20 protein-coding genes and 1 pseudogene are annotated in these 18,102 nt (G+C 52.6%); 18 read left to right on the plus strand and 3 right to left on the minus strand.

Annotation, left to right across the window (positions count from 1 at the left end):
• The first annotated feature begins 254 nt into the window (after positions 1-254).
• From JET16_RS26915 to JET16_RS26940, 6 genes are read left to right on the plus strand one after another with little or no spacing between them, the layout of a single operon-like run.
• Positions 255-770 (plus strand): DUF6886 family protein, encoded by a 516-nt coding sequence (locus tag JET16_RS26915; RefSeq protein WP_199623217.1) that lies wholly within the window; start codon positions 255-257, stop codon positions 768-770.
• Between the two features lie 27 nt (positions 771-797).
• The gene (locus JET16_RS26920; protein WP_199623219.1) at positions 798-1,262 is read left to right on the plus strand and encodes a DinB family protein; all 465 of its coding nucleotides are present in this window, start codon (positions 798-800) and stop codon (positions 1,260-1,262) included.
• Positions 1,263-1,284: 22 nt separating this feature from the next.
• Complete coding sequence (locus tag JET16_RS26925) at positions 1,285-1,695, plus strand: hypothetical protein (RefSeq protein ID WP_199623221.1); 411 nt, start codon at positions 1,285-1,287, stop codon at positions 1,693-1,695.
• A gap of 19 nt (positions 1,696-1,714) precedes the next feature.
• Positions 1,715-2,056, plus strand: coding sequence for a hypothetical protein (locus JET16_RS26930; RefSeq protein WP_199623224.1), 342 nt, complete (start codon positions 1,715-1,717; stop codon positions 2,054-2,056).
• 19 nt (positions 2,057-2,075) lie between these two features.
• Positions 2,076-2,447: a hypothetical protein gene (locus JET16_RS26935; RefSeq protein WP_199623226.1), complete on the plus strand. Its 372-nt coding sequence runs from the start codon at positions 2,076-2,078 to the stop codon at positions 2,445-2,447.
• A 1-nt stretch (position 2,448) separates the two neighbouring features.
• Positions 2,449-2,643 carry a hypothetical protein gene (locus JET16_RS26940; protein ID WP_199623228.1) on the plus strand — a complete coding sequence of 65 codons (195 nt, stop codon included), beginning with the start codon at positions 2,449-2,451 and terminating at the stop codon, positions 2,641-2,643.
• A gap of 1,400 nt (positions 2,644-4,043) precedes the next feature.
• Here the strand turns inward: JET16_RS26940 and JET16_RS26945 are convergent.
• Together JET16_RS26945 and JET16_RS26950 are read right to left on the minus strand one after the other, a co-directional pair.
• Positions 4,044-4,367, minus strand: coding sequence for a thioredoxin family protein (locus tag JET16_RS26945; RefSeq protein ID WP_199623230.1), 324 nt, complete (start codon positions 4,365-4,367; stop codon positions 4,044-4,046).
• The gene (locus tag JET16_RS26950; RefSeq protein ID WP_199623239.1) at positions 4,364-4,729 is read right to left on the minus strand and encodes a MerR family transcriptional regulator; all 366 of its coding nucleotides are present in this window, start codon (positions 4,727-4,729) and stop codon (positions 4,364-4,366) included. Before JET16_RS26950 ends, JET16_RS26945 begins: the two co-directional genes overlap by 4 nt.
• Positions 4,730-4,883: 154 nt before the next feature.
• Between JET16_RS26950 and JET16_RS26955 the strand changes: the two genes are divergently transcribed.
• The 12 genes and pseudogenes from JET16_RS26955 (at position 4,884) to pnp (ending at position 17,552) form a co-directional block, all read left to right on the plus strand.
• Positions 4,884-5,342 carry an Hsp20/alpha crystallin family protein gene (locus tag JET16_RS26955; protein WP_199623242.1) on the plus strand — a complete coding sequence of 153 codons (459 nt, stop codon included), beginning with the start codon at positions 4,884-4,886 and terminating at the stop codon, positions 5,340-5,342.
• A 148-nt stretch (positions 5,343-5,490) separates the two neighbouring features.
• Positions 5,491-5,952 (plus strand): ribosome maturation factor RimP, encoded by a 462-nt coding sequence (gene rimP, locus JET16_RS26960; RefSeq protein WP_199623245.1) that lies wholly within the window; start codon positions 5,491-5,493, stop codon positions 5,950-5,952.
• Between the two features lie 182 nt (positions 5,953-6,134).
• Positions 6,135-7,229, plus strand: a complete 1,095-nt coding sequence (gene nusA, locus JET16_RS26965) for a transcription termination factor NusA (RefSeq protein WP_199623248.1) — start codon at positions 6,135-6,137, stop codon at positions 7,227-7,229.
• Positions 7,230-7,262: 33 nt separating this feature from the next.
• On the plus strand, positions 7,263-7,586 hold the full coding sequence (rnpM, locus tag JET16_RS26970; protein ID WP_199623251.1) for an RNase P modulator RnpM: 324 nt from the start codon (positions 7,263-7,265) through the stop codon (positions 7,584-7,586).
• A gap of 8 nt (positions 7,587-7,594) precedes the next feature.
• Positions 7,595-7,933 carry a L7Ae/L30e/S12e/Gadd45 family ribosomal protein gene (locus tag JET16_RS26975; RefSeq protein ID WP_199623254.1) on the plus strand — a complete coding sequence of 113 codons (339 nt, stop codon included), beginning with the start codon at positions 7,595-7,597 and terminating at the stop codon, positions 7,931-7,933.
• A gap of 1,021 nt (positions 7,934-8,954) precedes the next feature.
• Positions 8,955-11,519, plus strand: a pseudogene (gene infB / locus JET16_RS30390) (translation initiation factor IF-2); the annotation flags it as partial.
• 7 nt (positions 11,520-11,526) lie between these two features.
• Entirely contained in the window at positions 11,527-11,883 is a 357-nt protein-coding gene (rbfA, locus tag JET16_RS26985; protein WP_199623260.1) for a 30S ribosome-binding factor RbfA, read from the plus strand.
• A complete protein-coding gene (locus tag JET16_RS26990; protein WP_199623263.1) occupies positions 11,880-12,857 on the plus strand; it encodes a DHH family phosphoesterase in 978 nt (325 codons plus the stop codon). The genes rbfA and JET16_RS26990 overlap by 4 nt, the downstream gene beginning before the upstream one ends.
• A complete protein-coding gene (gene truB, locus JET16_RS26995; RefSeq protein WP_199623275.1) occupies positions 12,854-13,792 on the plus strand; it encodes a tRNA pseudouridine(55) synthase TruB in 939 nt (312 codons plus the stop codon). Before JET16_RS26990 ends, truB begins: the two co-directional genes overlap by 4 nt.
• A gap of 41 nt (positions 13,793-13,833) precedes the next feature.
• A complete protein-coding gene (locus tag JET16_RS27000; protein WP_199623279.1) occupies positions 13,834-14,781 on the plus strand; it encodes a bifunctional riboflavin kinase/FAD synthetase in 948 nt (315 codons plus the stop codon).
• Positions 14,782-14,932: 151 nt separating this feature from the next.
• The gene (gene rpsO, locus JET16_RS27005; protein WP_199623292.1) at positions 14,933-15,202 is read left to right on the plus strand and encodes a 30S ribosomal protein S15; all 270 of its coding nucleotides are present in this window, start codon (positions 14,933-14,935) and stop codon (positions 15,200-15,202) included.
• 220 nt (positions 15,203-15,422) lie between these two features.
• Positions 15,423-17,552, plus strand: a complete 2,130-nt coding sequence (gene pnp, locus JET16_RS27010; protein ID WP_199623295.1) for a polyribonucleotide nucleotidyltransferase — start codon at positions 15,423-15,425, stop codon at positions 17,550-17,552.
• Positions 17,553-17,594: 42 nt separating this feature from the next.
• On the opposite strand, the gene JET16_RS27015 is transcribed toward pnp, so the two are convergent.
• Positions 17,595-18,047: a DUF421 domain-containing protein gene (locus JET16_RS27015; RefSeq protein ID WP_233532341.1), complete on the minus strand. Its 453-nt coding sequence runs from the start codon at positions 18,045-18,047 to the stop codon at positions 17,595-17,597.
• Positions 18,048-18,102 lie beyond the last annotated feature (55 nt).

Here is an 18,102-nt window from a genome sequence, read left to right on the forward strand (position 1 = left end):
GACCGAACGTACCGGTGTTCATGCGGATTCTGCGCACACCGCGACAGAGTTGGAGCGATCAACATCATGCGCAAACCTATGATAGGTGGTAACAGTCTATCAGCCTAGATAGCTATACGCTCTGATCTAGGATGAGCTAATGAGCTAGCTCTTAACTTAGCAGTTGCACAAAACAGAAATGGCCTGCGTGCGTTAACTAGCTAAGAATCCCACGGCTTTAGCCGTGTTGGAGGCTCAAATTGGAGGTTTGAAATTTGCTATATCATTTCAGCGAAGATCCGGATATTGAAATATTTATTCCCAGAGCGCAGCAAAATCAAGAGGGAATGCCGCCGGTCGTATGGGCGATCGATGAAGAGCATTCGGTGAACTATTTCTTTCCAAGGGATTGCCCCAGAGTAATATACAGAAGATCCTCTAATGTAAACGAGCAAGATGCGGACCGCTTCTTTTCACATACAACAGCCGACACGATTATTGCGGTCGAAAATAAATGGATTGATAGAATACGCAATGTTAAGCTATACAGGTACACTTTTTCGGATGAAAGATTTGAATTGCGCGATAAGTGGGCAGGGTATTATACTTCGTACAAAACGGTAACCCCGGTTAAAGTTGAACCGTTCGATGATCTTATCGGAAGGATACTTAGCAGGGGGGTTGAATTGAGGTTCATACCCAATTTATATCCTTTAAGAGATGCTATAATCCGTTCCACGGTAGATTATTTTTCAATCATCAGATTCAAGAACGCAGCTAAGCCGGAATAACACATAAGACAAAGGAGGAATCATGACATGGAACTGCTTTTTCAATACAACTGGCGGGTGCGAGACGAATGGTTTGATTGGTGCGGCGAAATTCCTTACGACGAATTGATTCGGGAACGGGTCGGTGGAGTCGGCGGCATTTTAAAAACCTTGTTCCACATTGTAGACGTGGAATGGAGTTGGATTCGCGCTCTTAAAGGTGAACTTGTCCTGGATCCGGAATTCGAAGATTACAAGAGTCTGGAACTCGTTCGCAAACTATCGGAGCAATATCGGCTAGATGTAAAGCGTTTTCTGGACGGGTGGTCATCCGATCAGGAACATAGAATTGTAACTCCTCCATGGAATCCGGAAAAATCGTATGTTCACGGCGAGGTGCTGCGTCACGTGATTGCGCATGAAATCCACCATATCGGACAATTATCGGTATGGGCGAAAGAAGTGGGCAGACCTGTTGTATCCGCCAATTTCATTGGAAGAGGGATACTCTAAATCGAAGCGGAGGTTGCCGGACTTGGAATGGATCGAGTATTTCGAGCAGGCGGTAAGAAAAAACAACATAAACCGGATGCTTGATATATTGCAGCAGCACGCAACTTCTCATGCAGGCACTCCGAACCAAGCAGTGAAGAATAAGGCGTTGTCCGTGATACGCGGATTCTATAGAGCAGATGAAACCGGAATGTTTTCTCTTGCCGTTCGATTGTCCTCTTCCGGCAATGCTACAGGGGAACAACTCAGCACGGTTATGTTTGCGGAATGCTATACGATTCATCCCGAGGAAGCTAACCATCAACTTCATGGACTGGCCGACAAATCGAACTGGGAGGTGCGGGAGTGGGCTGCGAGCGCTTGCGGGATTGCATCAACATTTCGATTCCTTCTTCCCTGTTATGGCCGATTGGGTGAAAGATCCGTCTCCTAATGTTAGAAGAGCCGTCGCGGTGGCGGTGAAATATGCCGCCAAGCACAAAGTTGAACAACGTGCGGACTCTTATTTGGATTTGATCGAACCCCTGCTATTCGATCAGAATCCGTATGTGAAGAAAAATGTCGGCCCATTCGCGATCGGAGACGGGTTGCTGAAATATTTCCCCGATCGGGTTTTGGAAAGAATGGGAGCATGGGTGTTATTAGAGGATGAGTATGTGCGGTGGAATCTCGCCAAAGCGTTCTCTTCCGCAGCCGGGAGGATATTGATTGCCGAATCGTCACATATAATTTCGCAACTGCAGCAAGACAATAGACCTGTAGTGAGAGAGCGATGGCCGCCGTCGTACGCTTGATTAGAGAGGATGCCTGAATGTGAGTAGCAAGCACGACTTTGAAGCCGTGTTTAATGATCTGAAGCGTATCTTGAGGCGGTATGAACCGGAGATGGACGTTAAAGCGGATTCGGACGCTAACTATTATTTGGATACATTCAAGATGAGCCAGTTCAATAAAAAACCGGTATTCTTCGCATCGGCACAAATCAAGAAAAATTACGCAAGTTATTATTTGATGCCGGTTTACGCTTTTCCTGTATTGCTGGAAGGCATTTCCGGTGAATTAAGGCAGCGGATGCAAGGGAAGTCTTGTTTCAATTTCAAAGAAACGGATGCGGTTTTGGTGGCGGAACTTGAACGGTTGACGGAGCTTGGTTACAACAAATACAAGGAAGAACAGTGGATTTAACATGAATATTCAAGTGTTCGTCGGTGTAGTGTACATCATGGCGGCATCGTTGTTTTTGTTAACCTACATTTCTTCAAACACTACCGTCGGCGGGGAACGCAACTATGTCTGGCTCGGACTATCCGTCATTTTTTTTGCTCTGGGAATATTCCAATTTGTTATGAACAGGAAAAATGACGGTTCAAAGAGGAAATAGCAGAATCGTACGCTTGGAGGGCTGCCCATGGTTGGCGGAGAAATCGTATATTCAATTATTCAGATTCTTGTTTTCGCGGCAATTCCGTTCTTTTACTATTTGATAGGTTGCCGGTCAGCTAAAGGTGCGAGGCATAAGCATTGATACGGTACTTACGTTACTCGTCATGTCCTTGCTGAAAACATCGCTTTCAGAAGAAAAATTATTCCGTGGATTTATCGGGACTACGTGTGTTCGCGGGATTTCTGGTCATTCGCTGCATGTCATTAAAATAGTTTCGTTTTTGAGACTGTCGATTAATCCAAAGTTGTAAAGAACGCTTGATTTAAGACGGTTTTGAGTAAATACAGTCAATATTTGAGCTTATTTATAAACATAGGATCAATTTTGAGGCTGTCGATTAATTGTTGACACGAACTTGCAGCGAAATTTTTCGCTTACAGCGCTTGTATCCGGCGCTTTCGGCTCGCTGCACCTTACTAACCGGAGAAACTCCGGTTATATCGCTCATTTTCGGCCCGCTGCACCGTCCTAACCGGAGAAACTCCGGTTATATCGCTCATTTTCGGCCCGCTGCACCGTCCTAACCGGAGAAACTCCGGTTATATCGCTCATTTTCGGCCCGCTGCACCGTCCTAACCGGAGAAACTCCGGTTATATCGCTCATTTTCGGCCCGCTGCACCGTCCTAACCGGAGAAACTCCGGTTATATCGCTCATTTTCGGCCCGCTGCACCGTCCTAACCGGAGAAACTCCGGTTATATCGCTCATTTTCGGCCCGCTGCACCGTCCTAACCGGAGAAACTCCGGTTATATCGCTCATTTTCGGCCCGCTGCACCGTCCTAACCGGAGAAACTCCGGTTATATCGCTCATTTTCGGCCCGCTGCACCGTCCTAACCGGAGAAACTCCGGTTATATCGCTCATTTTCGGCCCGCTGCACCGTCCTAACCGGAGAAACTCCGGTTATATCGCTCATTTTCGGCCCGCTGCACCGTCCTAACCGGAGAAACTCCGGTTATATCGCTCATTTTCGGCCCGCTGCACCGTCCTAACCGGAGAAACTCCGGTTATATCGCTCATTTTCGGCCCGCTGCACCGTCCTAACCGGAGAAACTCCGGTTATATCGCTCATTTTCGGCCCGCTGCACCCTCCCAACCGGAGAAACTCCGGTTATATCGCTCATCATTAATCGACAGTCTCGTTTTTGAGCTTATTTATAAACATAGGATCAATTTTTGACCTTACTGGTCCGGAACTCGGATGGATACGGAGAAAATGACCGAAAGACCGTTGCAATAGATAAAAAAATGATTACCGATAGGGTAAAGAACTACTTTGGCAAATAATCAATGCCACAGCGGCCCCGAAGCATATTTCGAGGGCCGCTCAACAGCATTTACCCTTGAAGTGTCCTGTCGATTACTGTTTTATAAGCAGCTTTCGGCCGTAAGCCGACCAGCTTATCCACCGGCTGCCCGTCGCGATACACAATTACCGTCGGCATGCTCATAATTGCCTGTTCTTCCGCAATTTCGGGACATTCATCGACGTCTATTTTCGCGAAAGAGACGGACGCGCCATATTCGTCCGCAAGGTTTTCCAATATGGGCTGCAGGTGTTTGCATGGCGGGCACCAAACTGCGCCGAACTCGACTACGGAAACTCCGGGTGAATTGATATTGGTACGGTATTGCTCTTCATTAACGGTTTGTAATGTCATTGCAGCATTCCTCCGCTTTCTTCTAATATGGATGCGATTCGCTCCTCCAAATTGGATTTGATCGCATTGAGCAAATCGATTTGAGAGTTGATCTCCTCGAGTTTCTTCTGATAAACCGGCAATATTTCTTTGCAAAACGATTCCTTATTCTTCATCACGCAGTGAAGAAATCCGGCGATTTGATCGGTGCTCAATCCGAGCGATAAATAAAATTGAATCGTCACTACTTGCTCAATCGCCATTTTGTTGTATTCCCTGTACCCGTTCAGTTGACGATCGGCGGCGAGCAGTCCCTGCTTTTCGTAATATCGAAGAGATCGGATGCTTACGCCGGTCGCCTTGGACAATTCGCCGATTTTCAAGCAACATGCCTCCTACACATTGGATTATGCCATCATTATAAACCCTAACATCAATGTCAGGGTCAATAACTTTTTTCTCACAAAATGAACCGCCGAACCGACCGGCGAATACTATAGATGAAAACGGCTAGGCAGATGCGGAGGAGGTTTACCGATGAACACGGTGTGGACTAACCCCAAATTTCGTGCAGGGTGGAAGTCGTTTGAAAGAATGCTGCGCAGAAAGCTGAACGCGGTGCAAAACTCGCATTCAGTCAACGATGATTACGGTTGGACCCGTTTATTTGAGGATTCGCTGGAACGGCTCGAACGGATGAGAGTGTCTGGCCTGACATCGGATGTGTTTGAAACGCATCGCTCCGTCATCGTACGAATTCATCTCCCACAGTATGCAGCTGAGCACAGACCGAACATCTCGGTTTCCCCCCGTGAAATTACGATATCCGGCATCCCCGGAAAGATGGATGAAAAAATCAAACTGCCTTGTATCGTGACGCCCGGAAGAAATAAAGCGGCGCTGTCCAAAGGAATTCTTGAAATCCGTCTGCGTAAACGAGTCGTTGACAAGCGGGCCAAAACATACAAACTTCATGTAGAACGGAGCAAGTTCTAAGGACAGTCATCCGGGGTGATCACGCTAAATAGCGCACTTGTGCGAAGTTTCGCAATGTGGTATACTTTTCAAGTGATTGTGCAGATACTGCTGAACAGTGAGAGTGGGGAAACCCACTCTTTACGTTTTCCATAGAGGAGGTACGATTGTGAGCGCGACCGGAGTACAGCAAGTCGTTGCCGAAATGCTCCAGCCCTACTTGGATCAGGAAGGGTTTGAGCTTGTGGATGTGGAGTACGTGAAAGAAGGCGGCAACCGCTACCTTCGGGTGTATGTGGATAAAGAAGGCGGCATCGATATCGACGAATGCGGTCGCATCAGCGAATATTTGAGCGATCGTCTGGACGATAAAGATCCGATTCCTGATGCTTATATACTTGAAGTTTCCTCTCCGGGGGCGGAACGTCCGTTAAAGAAACCGGAGGATTTCCGGCGCGCGGTAGGGAAAGACGTTTACATCACTACATACGAACCAATCGGCGGCAAGAAGGAATTCGAAGGGCGATTGTTGTCGTATGATGAAAACGAATTAACCTTAAATTCCGGGAAGAAAACTGATGTTATCCCAACTGACAAAGTGGCGGGAGCGCGGTTGGCGATTATTTTCTAAATCGCGTCCGCTCATCTTTGAGTATACATCAATGGAATTTCACCTTAACGATTCGGTAAGTATATCCTGCGGATATAACACCTCAAGTCGTCTTCGGTAAACGGGGCTCCGTCCCGAGAGGACGGCGAAGCCGTTTATCCTTGGTCGTGCTGTGCGTTATTTGAAAGGGGGAACTGGATGCCATGAACACGGATTTTATTGAAGCGTTGTCGGAAATTGAGAAAGAGAAAGGTATCGGGAAAGAGGTTTTGATCGAAGCGATCGAAGCTGCGTTAATTTCGAGTTATAAGCGGAACTTCAATACCGCGCAGAACGTAAGGGTTGACATTAATCGGATGATCGGGGGCATTAAAGTGTTCGCCCGCAAGACGGTTGTGGACGAAGTGTTGGACCCGCGTCTTGAAATCTCGCTTTATGCGGCGAGAGAAATCAACCCGAATTATTCGCTTGACGATATTGTGGAAATCGAAGTCACGCCGCGCGATTTCGGCCGTATTGCGGCGCAGACGGCGAAACAGGTTGTGACCCAACGTATTCGCGAAGCGGAGCGGGGACTTATCTATAACGCTTTCGTCGATAAAGAAGAAGACATCGTCACCGGGATCGTGCAGCGGATGGATACGCGAAATTTGTACGTCGACCTGGGTAAAGTCGAGGCGGTTATGCCGCTCAATGAGATGATGCCGACCGACAAGTTCAAATTGAACGACCGGGTGAAGGGGTTCATCACTCGCGTCGAGAACACGACGAAAGGTCCGCAGATCATATTGTCGCGGACTCACCCGGGGCTGTTGAAACGTCTGTTCGAATTGGAAGTGCCGGAAATTTACGATGGCGTCGTTGAAATTAAATCGGTCGCGCGGGAAGCCGGTTTTCGTTCGAAAATTGCCGTCTATTCGAGAAATCCCGACGTCGACCCTGTCGGCTCCTGCGTCGGTCCGAAGGGCGCACGCGTTCAGACGATCGTCTCCGAGCTCCGCGGCGAGAAAATCGATATCGTCCGTTGGAGCGACAATGTGGAAGAGTTTGTTGCAAACGCGCTCAGTCCGTCGAAGGTTGTGGAAGTGCAGGTGCTTGATGACGAGAAAACCGCCAGGGTAATCGTTCCCGATTACCAGCTGTCGCTCGCCATCGGCATCAAAGGGCAAAATGCGAGACTAGCGGCGAAGTTAACCGGTTGGAAGATTGATATTAAGAGCGAAAGCCAGGCGGAAGACGAATTCGGGCGTCCCCGCACGTCCGACGAGATGCCGCAAGATTCCATAAGCATTGATTGATGCTTTATGAAATAATGGATTGAGGTGAGTGTCATGAGAGTGAGGCGCGTGCCTCTGCGCAAATGTGTCGCTTGTCAAGAAAACATGCCGAAAAAACAACTGATCCGCATTGTGCGCACGCCGGAGTCGGAAGTGCTCATAGACATCACCGGCAAAAAGTCCGGCCGAGGCGCGTATTTGTGCGGCAAAGTTTCGTGTTTCAAGCTGGCAAAGAAAAACCGTTCGCTCGATCGCGCTTTAAAGGTGGCCGTCGGCGAACAAGTCTACGACACGCTTGCGCAGGAATTCATAAGAGTGGAAGACGAATTTCGCGCGTACCAAGCGACGCAGCCGGATGAAGAGGAAGAGGGCGAGTAAAAAAGGCAATGTCTGATCATAGCAAAACGTTGTCGTATTTAGGGCTGGCTCTCCGGGCAGGGAAATTGGCGAGCGGAGATGAAGCGGTGTTGAAGGCGGTTCGCAACGGTACGGCCAAGCTGGTTTTCCTGGCCAGCGACGCTTCGGACAATGCGAAGAAAAAGTATCGGGATAAATGCGGGTTTTACGGAATCCCGGTCATTGAGATATGGGAACGGCGAGAGCTCGGCCGCAGCGTTGGGAAACCGGAACGCGTGGTGGTCGCCGTTACGGACGAGGGGCTGTCCGGGCTTGTCCGCAAGAGCTTGGGAAATCATGCGGAGGTGGAACAGATTGACAAAAGCTGACAATAAGTTGAGAGTGTACGAATATGCGAAGTCGCTCAACATGAGCAGCAAAGAAATTATCACGATATTAAAGCGTTTGGATATTCCAGTAAATAACCATATGAGTGTTATGGAGAATGAGGCGGTGTCCGCGGTGGAGAAGTTTTTCCGCGATGTAAAGGCTAACGCGGCGGCGAAACGCGCAGCAGAATCGCAGCCGGGAGGCGGAGCGGGCAATACGGCTCAAGCGACGGCGACGAAGGGAGCTCCGCAGCGTCGCGACGGAGATCGCCCGCAAGGCGACCGCGCTCAGGCGGATCGTCCGCAAAATGAACGCACGCACGGAGAGCAACCGCAAGGGAACCGGCAGTATGGCGACCGCCCGCAAGGCGACCGCGGTCCGCGCAATTACGGAAATCGAGACGGCGCACCGCGGGGAGACCGCCCGCAAGGGGATCGTCCGTACGGCAACCGCCCGCAGGGCGACCGCCCGCAAGGGGATCGTCCGTACGGCAATCGTCCGCAAGGCGACCGCCCGCAAGGGGATCGTCCGTACGGCAACCGTCCGCAGGGAGATCGCCCGCAAGGGGATCGTCCGTACGGCAACCGCCCGCAAGGGGATCGTCCGTATGGCAACCGCCCGCAGGGAGATCGCCCGCAAGGGGATCGTCCGTATGGCAACCGTCCGCAGGGAGATCGCCCGCAGGGGGATCGTCCGTATGGCAACCGTCCGCAGGGAGATCGCCCGCAGGGGGATCGTCCGTATGGCAACCGTCCGCAGGGAGATCGCCCGCAGGGGGATCGTCCGTATGGCAACCGTCCGCAGGGAGATCGCCCGCAGGGGGATCGTCCGTATGGCAACCGTCCGCAGGGAGATCGCCCGCAGGGGGATCGTCCGTATGGCAACCGTCCGCAGGGAGATCGCCCGCAGGGGGATCGTCCGTATGGCAACCGTCCGCAGGGAGATCGCCCGCAGGGGGATCGTCCGTATGGCAACCGTCCGCAGGGAGATCGCCCGCAGGGGGATCGTCCGTATGGCAACCGTCCGCAGGGAGATCGCCCGCAGGGGGATCGTCCGTATGGCAACCGTCCGCAGGGAGATCGCCCGCAGGGGGATCGTCCGTATGGCAACCGTCCGCAGGGAGATCGCCCGCAGGGGGATCGTCCGTATGGCAACCGTCCGCAGGGAGATCGCCCGCAGGGGGATCGTCCGTATGGCAACCGTCCGCAGGGAGATCGCCCGCAGGGGGATCGTCCGTATGGCAACCGTCCGCAGGGAGATCGCCCGCAGGGGGATCGTCCGTATGGCAACCGTCCGCAGGGAGATCGCCCGCAGGGGGATCGTCCGTATGGCAACCGTCCGCAGGGAGATCGCCCGCAGGGGGATCGTCCGTATGGCAACCGTCCGCAGGGAGATCGCCCGCAGGGGGATCGTCCGTATGGCAACCGTCCGCAGGGAGATCGCCCGCAGGGGGATCGTCCGTATGGCAACCGTCCGCAGGGAGATCGTCCGTACGGCAATCGCCCGCAAGGCGACCGTCCGCAGGGCAATCGCCCGCAAGGCGACCGCCCGCAAGGCAACCGTCCGCAAGGCGACCGCGGCGGACGTCCGGGAGGAAACCGTTTCGGCGGACCAGCCAAAATTCCGGCACCGCCGACAGACGTTCGCAATCAGCCGCAACCGTCGCGCGAACGCGACCGGAATAAAGGGAAAGAACGGGAAACCGACAGAATTTCCCGCTTTGACGACGGCGAATTCAGCGACGGCAAGGGGCGCTCAGGAAGAAAGTCGAACAAAGGCAACAGGTTTAACAAGGGCGGCAGAAATCAGAACTTTAAAGAAAAGATTGACAATACGCCGAAAAAAATCATCGTCCGCGGCAATATGACCGTAGGCGAGACCGCGAAGCTATTCCATAAAGACGCATCCGAAGTAATCAAAAAATTGCTCTTCATGGGAGTCATGGCTACGATCAACCAAGAGCTCGATATCGACGCCATCCAGCTTCTCGCTTCGGAATACGGTATCGAGGTTGAAGTGAAGATTGCAGTCAATGAAGACAATTACGAAGAAATCACGGAACAAGACGAAGAAGAAAATTTGGTGGAGCGTCCTCCGGTCGTTACGATCATGGGTCACGTCGACCACGGAAAGACGACTCTGCTTGACGCCATCCGCGAGACGAACGTCGTATCCGATGAAGCGGGCGGCATCACTCAGCATATCGGCGCCTACCAAGTAGAAATCAACAATAAGAAAATTACGTTCCTTGACACGCCGGGTCACGAGGCGTTCACCTCAATGCGCGCGCGCGGAGCGCAAGTGACGGATATCACCATTCTTGTGGTTGCGGCGGATGACGGAGTCATGCCTCAGACGATTGAAGCGATCTCGCACGCGAAAGCGGCGAAGGTGCCGATTATCGTCGCTGTGAATAAGATCGATAAGCCGGATGCGAATCCGGACCGCATCAAACAAGAATTGACGGAGTACGAGCTCGTACCGGAAGAGTGGGGCGGCGATACGATTTTCGTTAATGTTTCCGCCAAAGAGAAACTCAATCTGGAGAATTTGCTTGAAATGATCTTGCTTGTGGCGGAAGTTCAAGAATATAAAGCTAATCCGAACAAACGCGCACGCGGTACGGTCATTGAAGCGGAGCTCGACAAAGGGAAAGGCGCCGTCGCGCGCGTCCTTGTGCAGAACGGTACGCTTAAAGTCGGAGACGCGTTCGTCGTCGGCAACAGCTTCGGCCGCATTCGGGCGATGGTCAACGACAAGGGCCGCCGCGTGAAGGAAGCGGGTCCGTCGACGCCTGTCGAGATTACCGGTCTTACGGAAGTGCCGCAAGCAGGCGACCCGTTCATGGTGTTCGAAGACGAGCGGAAAGCGCGTGAAATTGCGGAATCCCGTACCTCCAAGCAGCGTCAGGCGGACTTCACCTCGAACGCCCGCGTATCGCTTGACGACTTGTTCAGCAAGATTAAAGAAGGCGAGCTCAAAGAATTGAACGTCATTATCAAGGCGGACGTTCAAGGCTCTCTTGAAGCGCTGAAAGGCTCGTTGGAGAAGATCGACGTAGAAGGCGCCCGCGTTCGTATTTTGCACACGGGAGTAGGCGCGATCACCGAATCCGACATTTCGCTCGCTTCGGCTTCCAGCGCCATTGTCATCGGCTTTAACGTGCGTCCGGAACCGGCCGCCAAGGCGACGGCGGAGCAAGAAGGCGTGGACATCCGTCTGCACCGGATCATTTACAACGTGATCGACGAGATCGAGTCCGCGATGAAAGGTCTGCTCGACCCCGTTTACAAAGAGAGCGTTATCGGCCAGGCCGAAGTGCGTAACGTGTTCAAGGTCAGCAAAGTCGGCACGATCGCCGGATGTATGGTCACTCAAGGCAAGATTTCCCGGAACGCGGAAGCGCGCATTATCCGGGGCGGCATCGTCGTGTACGAAGGCAAGATAGAATCTCTGAAGCGTTTCAAAGATGACGCCAAGGAAGTTTCCCAAGGCTTCGAATGCGGTATTAGTATCGAGAAATTTAACGATATTAAAGAGGGAGACGTTATCGAAGCATTCGTGATGGAAACGGTGGAGAGGTGATCTAGGCATGGCCAAAATTCGGGCAGGAAGAGTGGGTGAGCAGCTCAAGAAGGAGCTCAGCCACATCATACAGACGGAATTGAAGGATCCCGGAATCGGCTTTATGACGGTGACGGGGGTGGACGTAACCAACGATTTGTCGCAGGCGAAGGTGTACATCAGCGTTCTCGGAAGCGAAGAGCAGAAGGAAGCGACGTTAAAATCGCTCGCCCGCGGCAAAGGTTTCATCCGTTCCGAACTCGGCAAGCGTATCCGGCTTCGTCATGTTCCGGAATTGCTGTTTCAATTCGACACATCGATCGAATACGGAAGCAAAATCGAGAAGTTGTTGGAAACGATCAACAACGAGGCGAGGATGCAATGAACCGATATGAGGATCAGCTTCAGGCGGCGGCCCGGTTTATTCGGAACAACGACGATTTTCTCGTCGTTTCGCACGTATCCCCCGACGGGGATGCCATCGGTTCGACCGGCGCCGTCGGTTTCTTGCTGCAGCTTCTTGGGAAGTCCTACACGCTGATCAACGAAGGCCGTACTCCGAATAAATATCAAATGCTGCTCGGTAACCAACCTATTGTCGATTACTCGCTCGAAACGCCTTCCCGGCGGTTCGGGCGCGTAATTGCCGTCGATTGCGCGGATTTTGCGCGAATCGGCGAAGTACATAACGCATTTGAGCCCGATGTGAAATTGTTGAATATCGATCATCACCCTACGAACGATTTATACGGTAACGTCAACCTCGTTCGGCCGGATGCAGCCGCAACGGTGGAAATATTGTTCGATTTGGCTCAAACGCTGGAGATCGAGTGGACCCAACCGTTGGCAACGAGCATATATGCCGGACTGCTGACCGACACGGGCGGGTTCCGGTATTCGAACACGACGCCGAACGTATTTTCCATTGCCGAGAAAATGCTTCGTTACGGAGCGGAGGGAGCGGTCTTGGCGGAACTGCTGCTTGAGAAGATGACGTTCCCGCAAATACAGCTGCTGCGCGAAGCATTGTCGACGCTGTCATTCACAGAGGACAGGCGAATCGGTTGGATCGTCGTATCGACGGACTTGCTGAACCGAGTCGGCGCAGCGGATGAAGATTCGGAAGGACTCGTCAATATTCCCCGCAATGTGGAAGGCGTCGAGGTGGGTTTGCTGTTCAAACAGAAGGATACGAACGCGGTAAAAGTAAGTCTGCGCTCGTCCGGGAAAGCGGATGTTTCTCAAATAGCGAAACGGCTCGGCGGAGGCGGTCATGTTCGAGCGGCCGGCTGCACGGTCGAGGGAACGCTGAACGAGGTTGTAGACCGTTTAGTGGAAGCGGTGAGCGCTGAGTTATGAACGATTGGGAAGGCGTTTTGCCTTTGTGGAAAGAAGCCGGGTTGACCTCGCACGATTGCGTGGCACGCGCCCGGCGGTTGCTGAAGCAGCGCCGGATCGGTCATACGGGCACGCTGGATCCAGACGTATCCGGCGTGCTTCCGCTATGTTTGGGGCGGGCAACTCGAATTGTCGAATATTTGCAGGAGCTTCCGAAGACATATGAAGCGGCGTTGCGCATCGGTTATGCGACGGACACGGAAGACGCGGGCGGTTCCGTGACGGAACGCGCGGATAAGGTGACGCTGTCCGAAGACGAAATTCGCAACGCGGTCCTTTCGTTCGTCGGTACAATCGAGCAGATTCCCCCAATGTATTCGGCCGTGAAGGTGGAAGGAAAGCGGCTGTATGAGTTGGCGAGGGAAGGGCATACAGTGGAACGAAAGCCGCGAACCGTTACCGTTTATGATATAGACGTTCAAGAAGTTCGCCTTGAAGCGCCTTATCCGAGCGTATCGTTTCGGGTCACTTGTTCGAAAGGGACTTACATCCGGACGTTGTGCGCAGACATCGGGCGCAGCCTGGGATACCCTGCCGTTATGGCAAGTCTTGTGCGAACCGGGTCGGGATCGATTCGTAAAGAACAGTGCATAACGCTCGCTGAGGCGGAGAGGCTCCTTTCGACGGATTCACTGGAATCGCGGCTCGTGCCGATTGATGCCGCCCTTGCCCATATGCCGGCAGGCGAAGTGTCCGATAACGCGGTGCGGTACGCGCTGCAGGGGAGGACGCTGTTCGATTCCGCAGTACGCATGGAGGGCGTCCTTCCGCTTGAGCGGGCCGGTCTGGTCCGTCTGTTCGGGCGCCGTCCCGAGACAGGGACGCGTACTTTTATCGGGATATACAAGAGGGAAGACGAACAAGGCACATACATCCCTGAAAAGCTGTTCATTTGACGGTATGCCGATAGCCGTCCAGGGAAGGAGGCGTTTAAACCGTGGAAGTAATCCGCATATCATATCCGTTAAGCGAGATTGCGTCGCAATACCCCGTGACAGAAGCGCAATCCGCAGCGATCGGAGATTTCGACGGGGTGCATCTCGGGCATCGGCAAGTGATCGGAAAAGCGGTGGAGGCGTCGGAGTTTGAGCGGCTATCTTCCGCCGTGATGACGTTTCATCCGCATCCGCGAGAAGTGCTCGGTTCGCCCCTGTATTCTACCTATTTAACGCCGTTGGACCGGAAATTGGAGCAGTTCGAGAAGCTCGGGGCCGATCGGGTATATATCGTCCGTTTCGACCGCGAACTCGCAAAGCTTTCTCCATCGGACTTCGTGGAACGCATCTTGGTGCCGTTGCGTGTGAAACAAGCGGTTGTCGGATTTAATTTTACTTTCGGACACCGCGGTGCCGGCACACCGGAAACATTAACCGAGCTGGCGGCCGGCCGATTTCGGGTAAATATCGTAGAGCCGTTCCAAATCGAAGGCCAACGCGTCAGCTCCACGCTTATCCGGGAGGCGCTGTCGCAAGGCGACGCGGCTTATGCCGGCAGGCTGCTTGGCAGGCCGTATGAAATCGCGGGTACCGTTGTGAAAGGCGAGGGCCGCGGAAGCAAGATCGGTATCCCTACGGCGAACGTCTCTCCGGACGGAGCTTATGTCACTCCAGCGACCGGAGTGTACGCCGTCACCGTGCGTTTGGACGACGGCGCCCAATTAAGCGGTGTTATGAACGTGGGCAAGAAACCCACGTTCCACGCGGATTTGCCGGAACCGACCTGGGAAGTGCATTTGTTCGATTTTTCAGGAGATTTGTACGGGCGTCGGCTCACAATTGAGCTCCGAAACCGGATTCGCAGCGAACGGAGATTCGAATCGGTCGATGCGCTCGTCCGGCAAATCCATGCGGATATCGAGCAAGCGAGAAGGCTATCGGCCCTTTAACATAAATCGTTGTACTTTATTTTGCTCATATGGTATACTGTTGAACGTTGCGGTCGGACTTAGCCGCCGCGTCTTTGAACCGCTGCTTGGCGCACCGATTCACCGACGGTCCGCTAGGCTGCAGGGGATCTTAATAAGGAGGTGACACAGGATGGCATTGACGCAAGAGCGCAAACAGCAATTGATCGAGGAGTATAAGGTGCACGAAAGCGACACCGGTTCTCCCGAAGTGCAGATCGCTATCCTTACCGAGAACATCAACGGGTTGACTCAGCATTTGCGGGAACACAAGAAAGACCATCACTCCCGCCGCGGGTTGCTCAAGATGGTAGGCCAGCGACGTAAATTGCTTGCATACTTGAAGAACAAAGATGTTAGACGGTACAGCACATTGATCGAAAAGCTCGGCTTGAGAAGATAAGAAGAACTTTTTCGAACAATTTCAAGGAAGCAAGACCGCGGTTAAAGGTAACAATACCGTATGTGAAAAACAACCTTTCGCCTTTTCGGTCGCGGGCATAAAGCCCCTACGGCCGGGGCGGACCGGTTGTTTTTCGCTTTATGCGAAAAGATTTGGCTTTAGAAGGAAATAATACATAATACGGAGAAATTATGATGGAATGAATACAAGGAGGAATCGTATGGAATCAGGCGTCAACAAAAGAGTGCAAATGGAACTCGGCGGCCGTCCGTTGGTATTGGAAACCGGACGTCTCGCCAAACAGGCGAACGCGGCAGTCTTCGTTCATTACGGGGAAACCGTCGTACTATGTACTGTAACAGCTTCTTCGGAACCGAAAGATCTCGATTTTTTCCCGCTTACGGTTAATTATGAAGAACGGTTGTATGCCGTAGGCAAAATCCCCGGCGGATTTATTAAACGGGAAGGGCGGCCGAGCGAGAAGGCGATATTGGCCAGCCGTCTTACCGACCGGCCGATTCGTCCGTTGTTCCCGGAAGGCTTCCGGAACGACGTTCAAATCGTCGCTCTGGTAATGAGCGTGGACCAAGACTGCTCCCCTGAAATTGCCGCCATGATCGGCACCTCCGCGGCGCTTACCATTTCCGACGTTCCGTTTAACGGCCCGATCGGCGGTGTTATTGTCGGACGCGTTGACGGTCAATTCATCATCAATCCGACGGTGGAGCAAGAGAAGAAGTCGGATATTTACCTTGTGGTGTCCGGAACGAAAGACGCTATTATGATGGTGGAAGCGGAAGCGAACGAAGTGCCCGAGGATGACATTCTTGAAGCGATCATGTTCGGTCATGAAGAAATCAAGAAGATCGTCGCGATCCAAGAACAATTCGCGGCCGATGCCGGAAAGCCGAAGATGGAAGTGAAGCTTCATCAAGTCGATGCGACCGTTAACGAGCAGGTACGCGCATTCGCTCAAGCCCGCTTGGTCGAAGCGGTGAAAATTCCGGAGAAACAAGAGCGCGCCGATGCGATTGCCGCAATTAACAACGAAGCGGTTGCGCATTTCACGGAACAATACGCGGAACATCCCGAATGGCTCAAAGACGTGAAAGAAGTTCTCTACGACATTGTGAAAGAAGAAGTTCGGCGCCTCATCACTCACGATAAGGTTCGTCCGGACGGACGCCGTGTCGACGAGATTCGTCCGATCGAGTGCGATGTCTCGGTATTGCCTCGAACGCACGGATCCGGGCTGTTCACGCGAGGCCAAACGCAAGCGCTTAGCGTGTGTACCCTTGGTGCAATCGGCGACGAGCAAATTCTCGACGGCCTCGGACTGGAAGAATCGAAGCGCTTTATGCACCACTACAACTTCCCGCCGTTCTCCGTCGGCGAAGCACGTCCGCTCCGCGCGCCCGGAAGAAGGGAAATCGGTCACGGAGCCCTTGGCGAGCGGGCACTGGCTAAGGTTATTCCTTCGGAGGACAAGTTCCCGTACACGATTCGTCTCGTCTCCGAAGTGCTGGAATCGAACGGCTCGACTTCGCAAGCCAGCATCTGCGCAAGCACAATGGCGCTAATGGACGCGGGCGTTCCGATCAAGGCGCCGGTGGCCGGCATTGCGATGGGCTTGATTAAGTCTGATGAGCAATATTCGATTTTGACGGACATTCAAGGCATGGAAGACCATCTTGGAGATATGGACTTTAAAGTGGCGGGTACGGCTGAAGGCGTCACCGCGATTCAGATGGACATCAAGATCGACGGCATCGACCGCAACATCTTGAAAGAGGCCCTTGCGCAGGCGAAGGAAGGACGCATGTTCATTCTGGACAAGATGATGCAGGCCATTTCCGAACCGCGTAAAGACTTGTCCAAATACGCTCCGAAAATTACGGTCATGCATATCAATCCCGACAAAATCCGCGACGTCATCGGAGCCGGCGGGAAAGTCATCAACAAGATCATTGAAGAAACCGGCGTAAAGATCGATATCGAGCAAGACGGACGCGTGTATATCGCATCTCCGAATTCGGAAATGAACGAGAAGGCGAAATCGATCATCGAAGGTATCGTGAAGGAAGTCGCGGTTGGAGAGACGTATACAGGCACTGTGAAACGGATCGAAAAGTTCGGCGCGTTCGTTGAAATATTGCCGGGCAAAGACGGCCTCGTTCACATTTCACAGCTTTCTACGGAACGCGTGGGGAAAGTGGAGGATGTCGTATCGATCGGCGACGTGATCACGGTCAAGGTGACGGAGATTGACGCGCAAGGCCGAATCAACCTTTCGAGGAAAGCGCTGCTTGCTCCGCCACAAGCACCGGCGACGGCTCCGATTGAACAGTAAATAACAGATTATAACGTTGCGTTGAGGGAGAACCATTGACAATCAGGTTCTCTTTTTTGACGTCTCGATCACGCTTAATTTTCCGTTGGGCTCGATAAAGGCTTGCTTGATGTCGTGGACGGTTTCCAATCCTTTCACGCGCAATTCCTGTTCCAGATTGTTTTTTGTCAGTCTCGCCCGCCTTAATCCGTGTATAAGGATTTTACCGTTATCAACCAGTTTGATCGGCGAACCCATCACTATTTTTTCGATCAGCGGACTTTTCATGGCAAGAAGGCTCGTGACGATTTGAATCGACACCAGCCCGGCTATCGCTGCAATAACAACGTAAATATTAAGTTCCGGATCGGCTAGCGCATCCCCGATCAAAGCACCTATAGCTATGACCACGACCAAGTCGAAATCCGTTAGCCGGCCGACCGTTTGACTGCCCATAATGCGAAATGCGACGAGACCGACGGCAAACATCATGATGGCTTTCCCAAATGACAGCATGTACTCCACGGCTGATTCGTCCCCCGTAAACTTGAATTTATTCTTATTTTTGCCA

The organism is Paenibacillus alkalitolerans (assembly GCF_016482785.1).
GTDB lineage: Bacteria > Bacillota > Bacilli > Paenibacillales > YIM-B00363 > Paenibacillus_AE > Paenibacillus_AE alkalitolerans.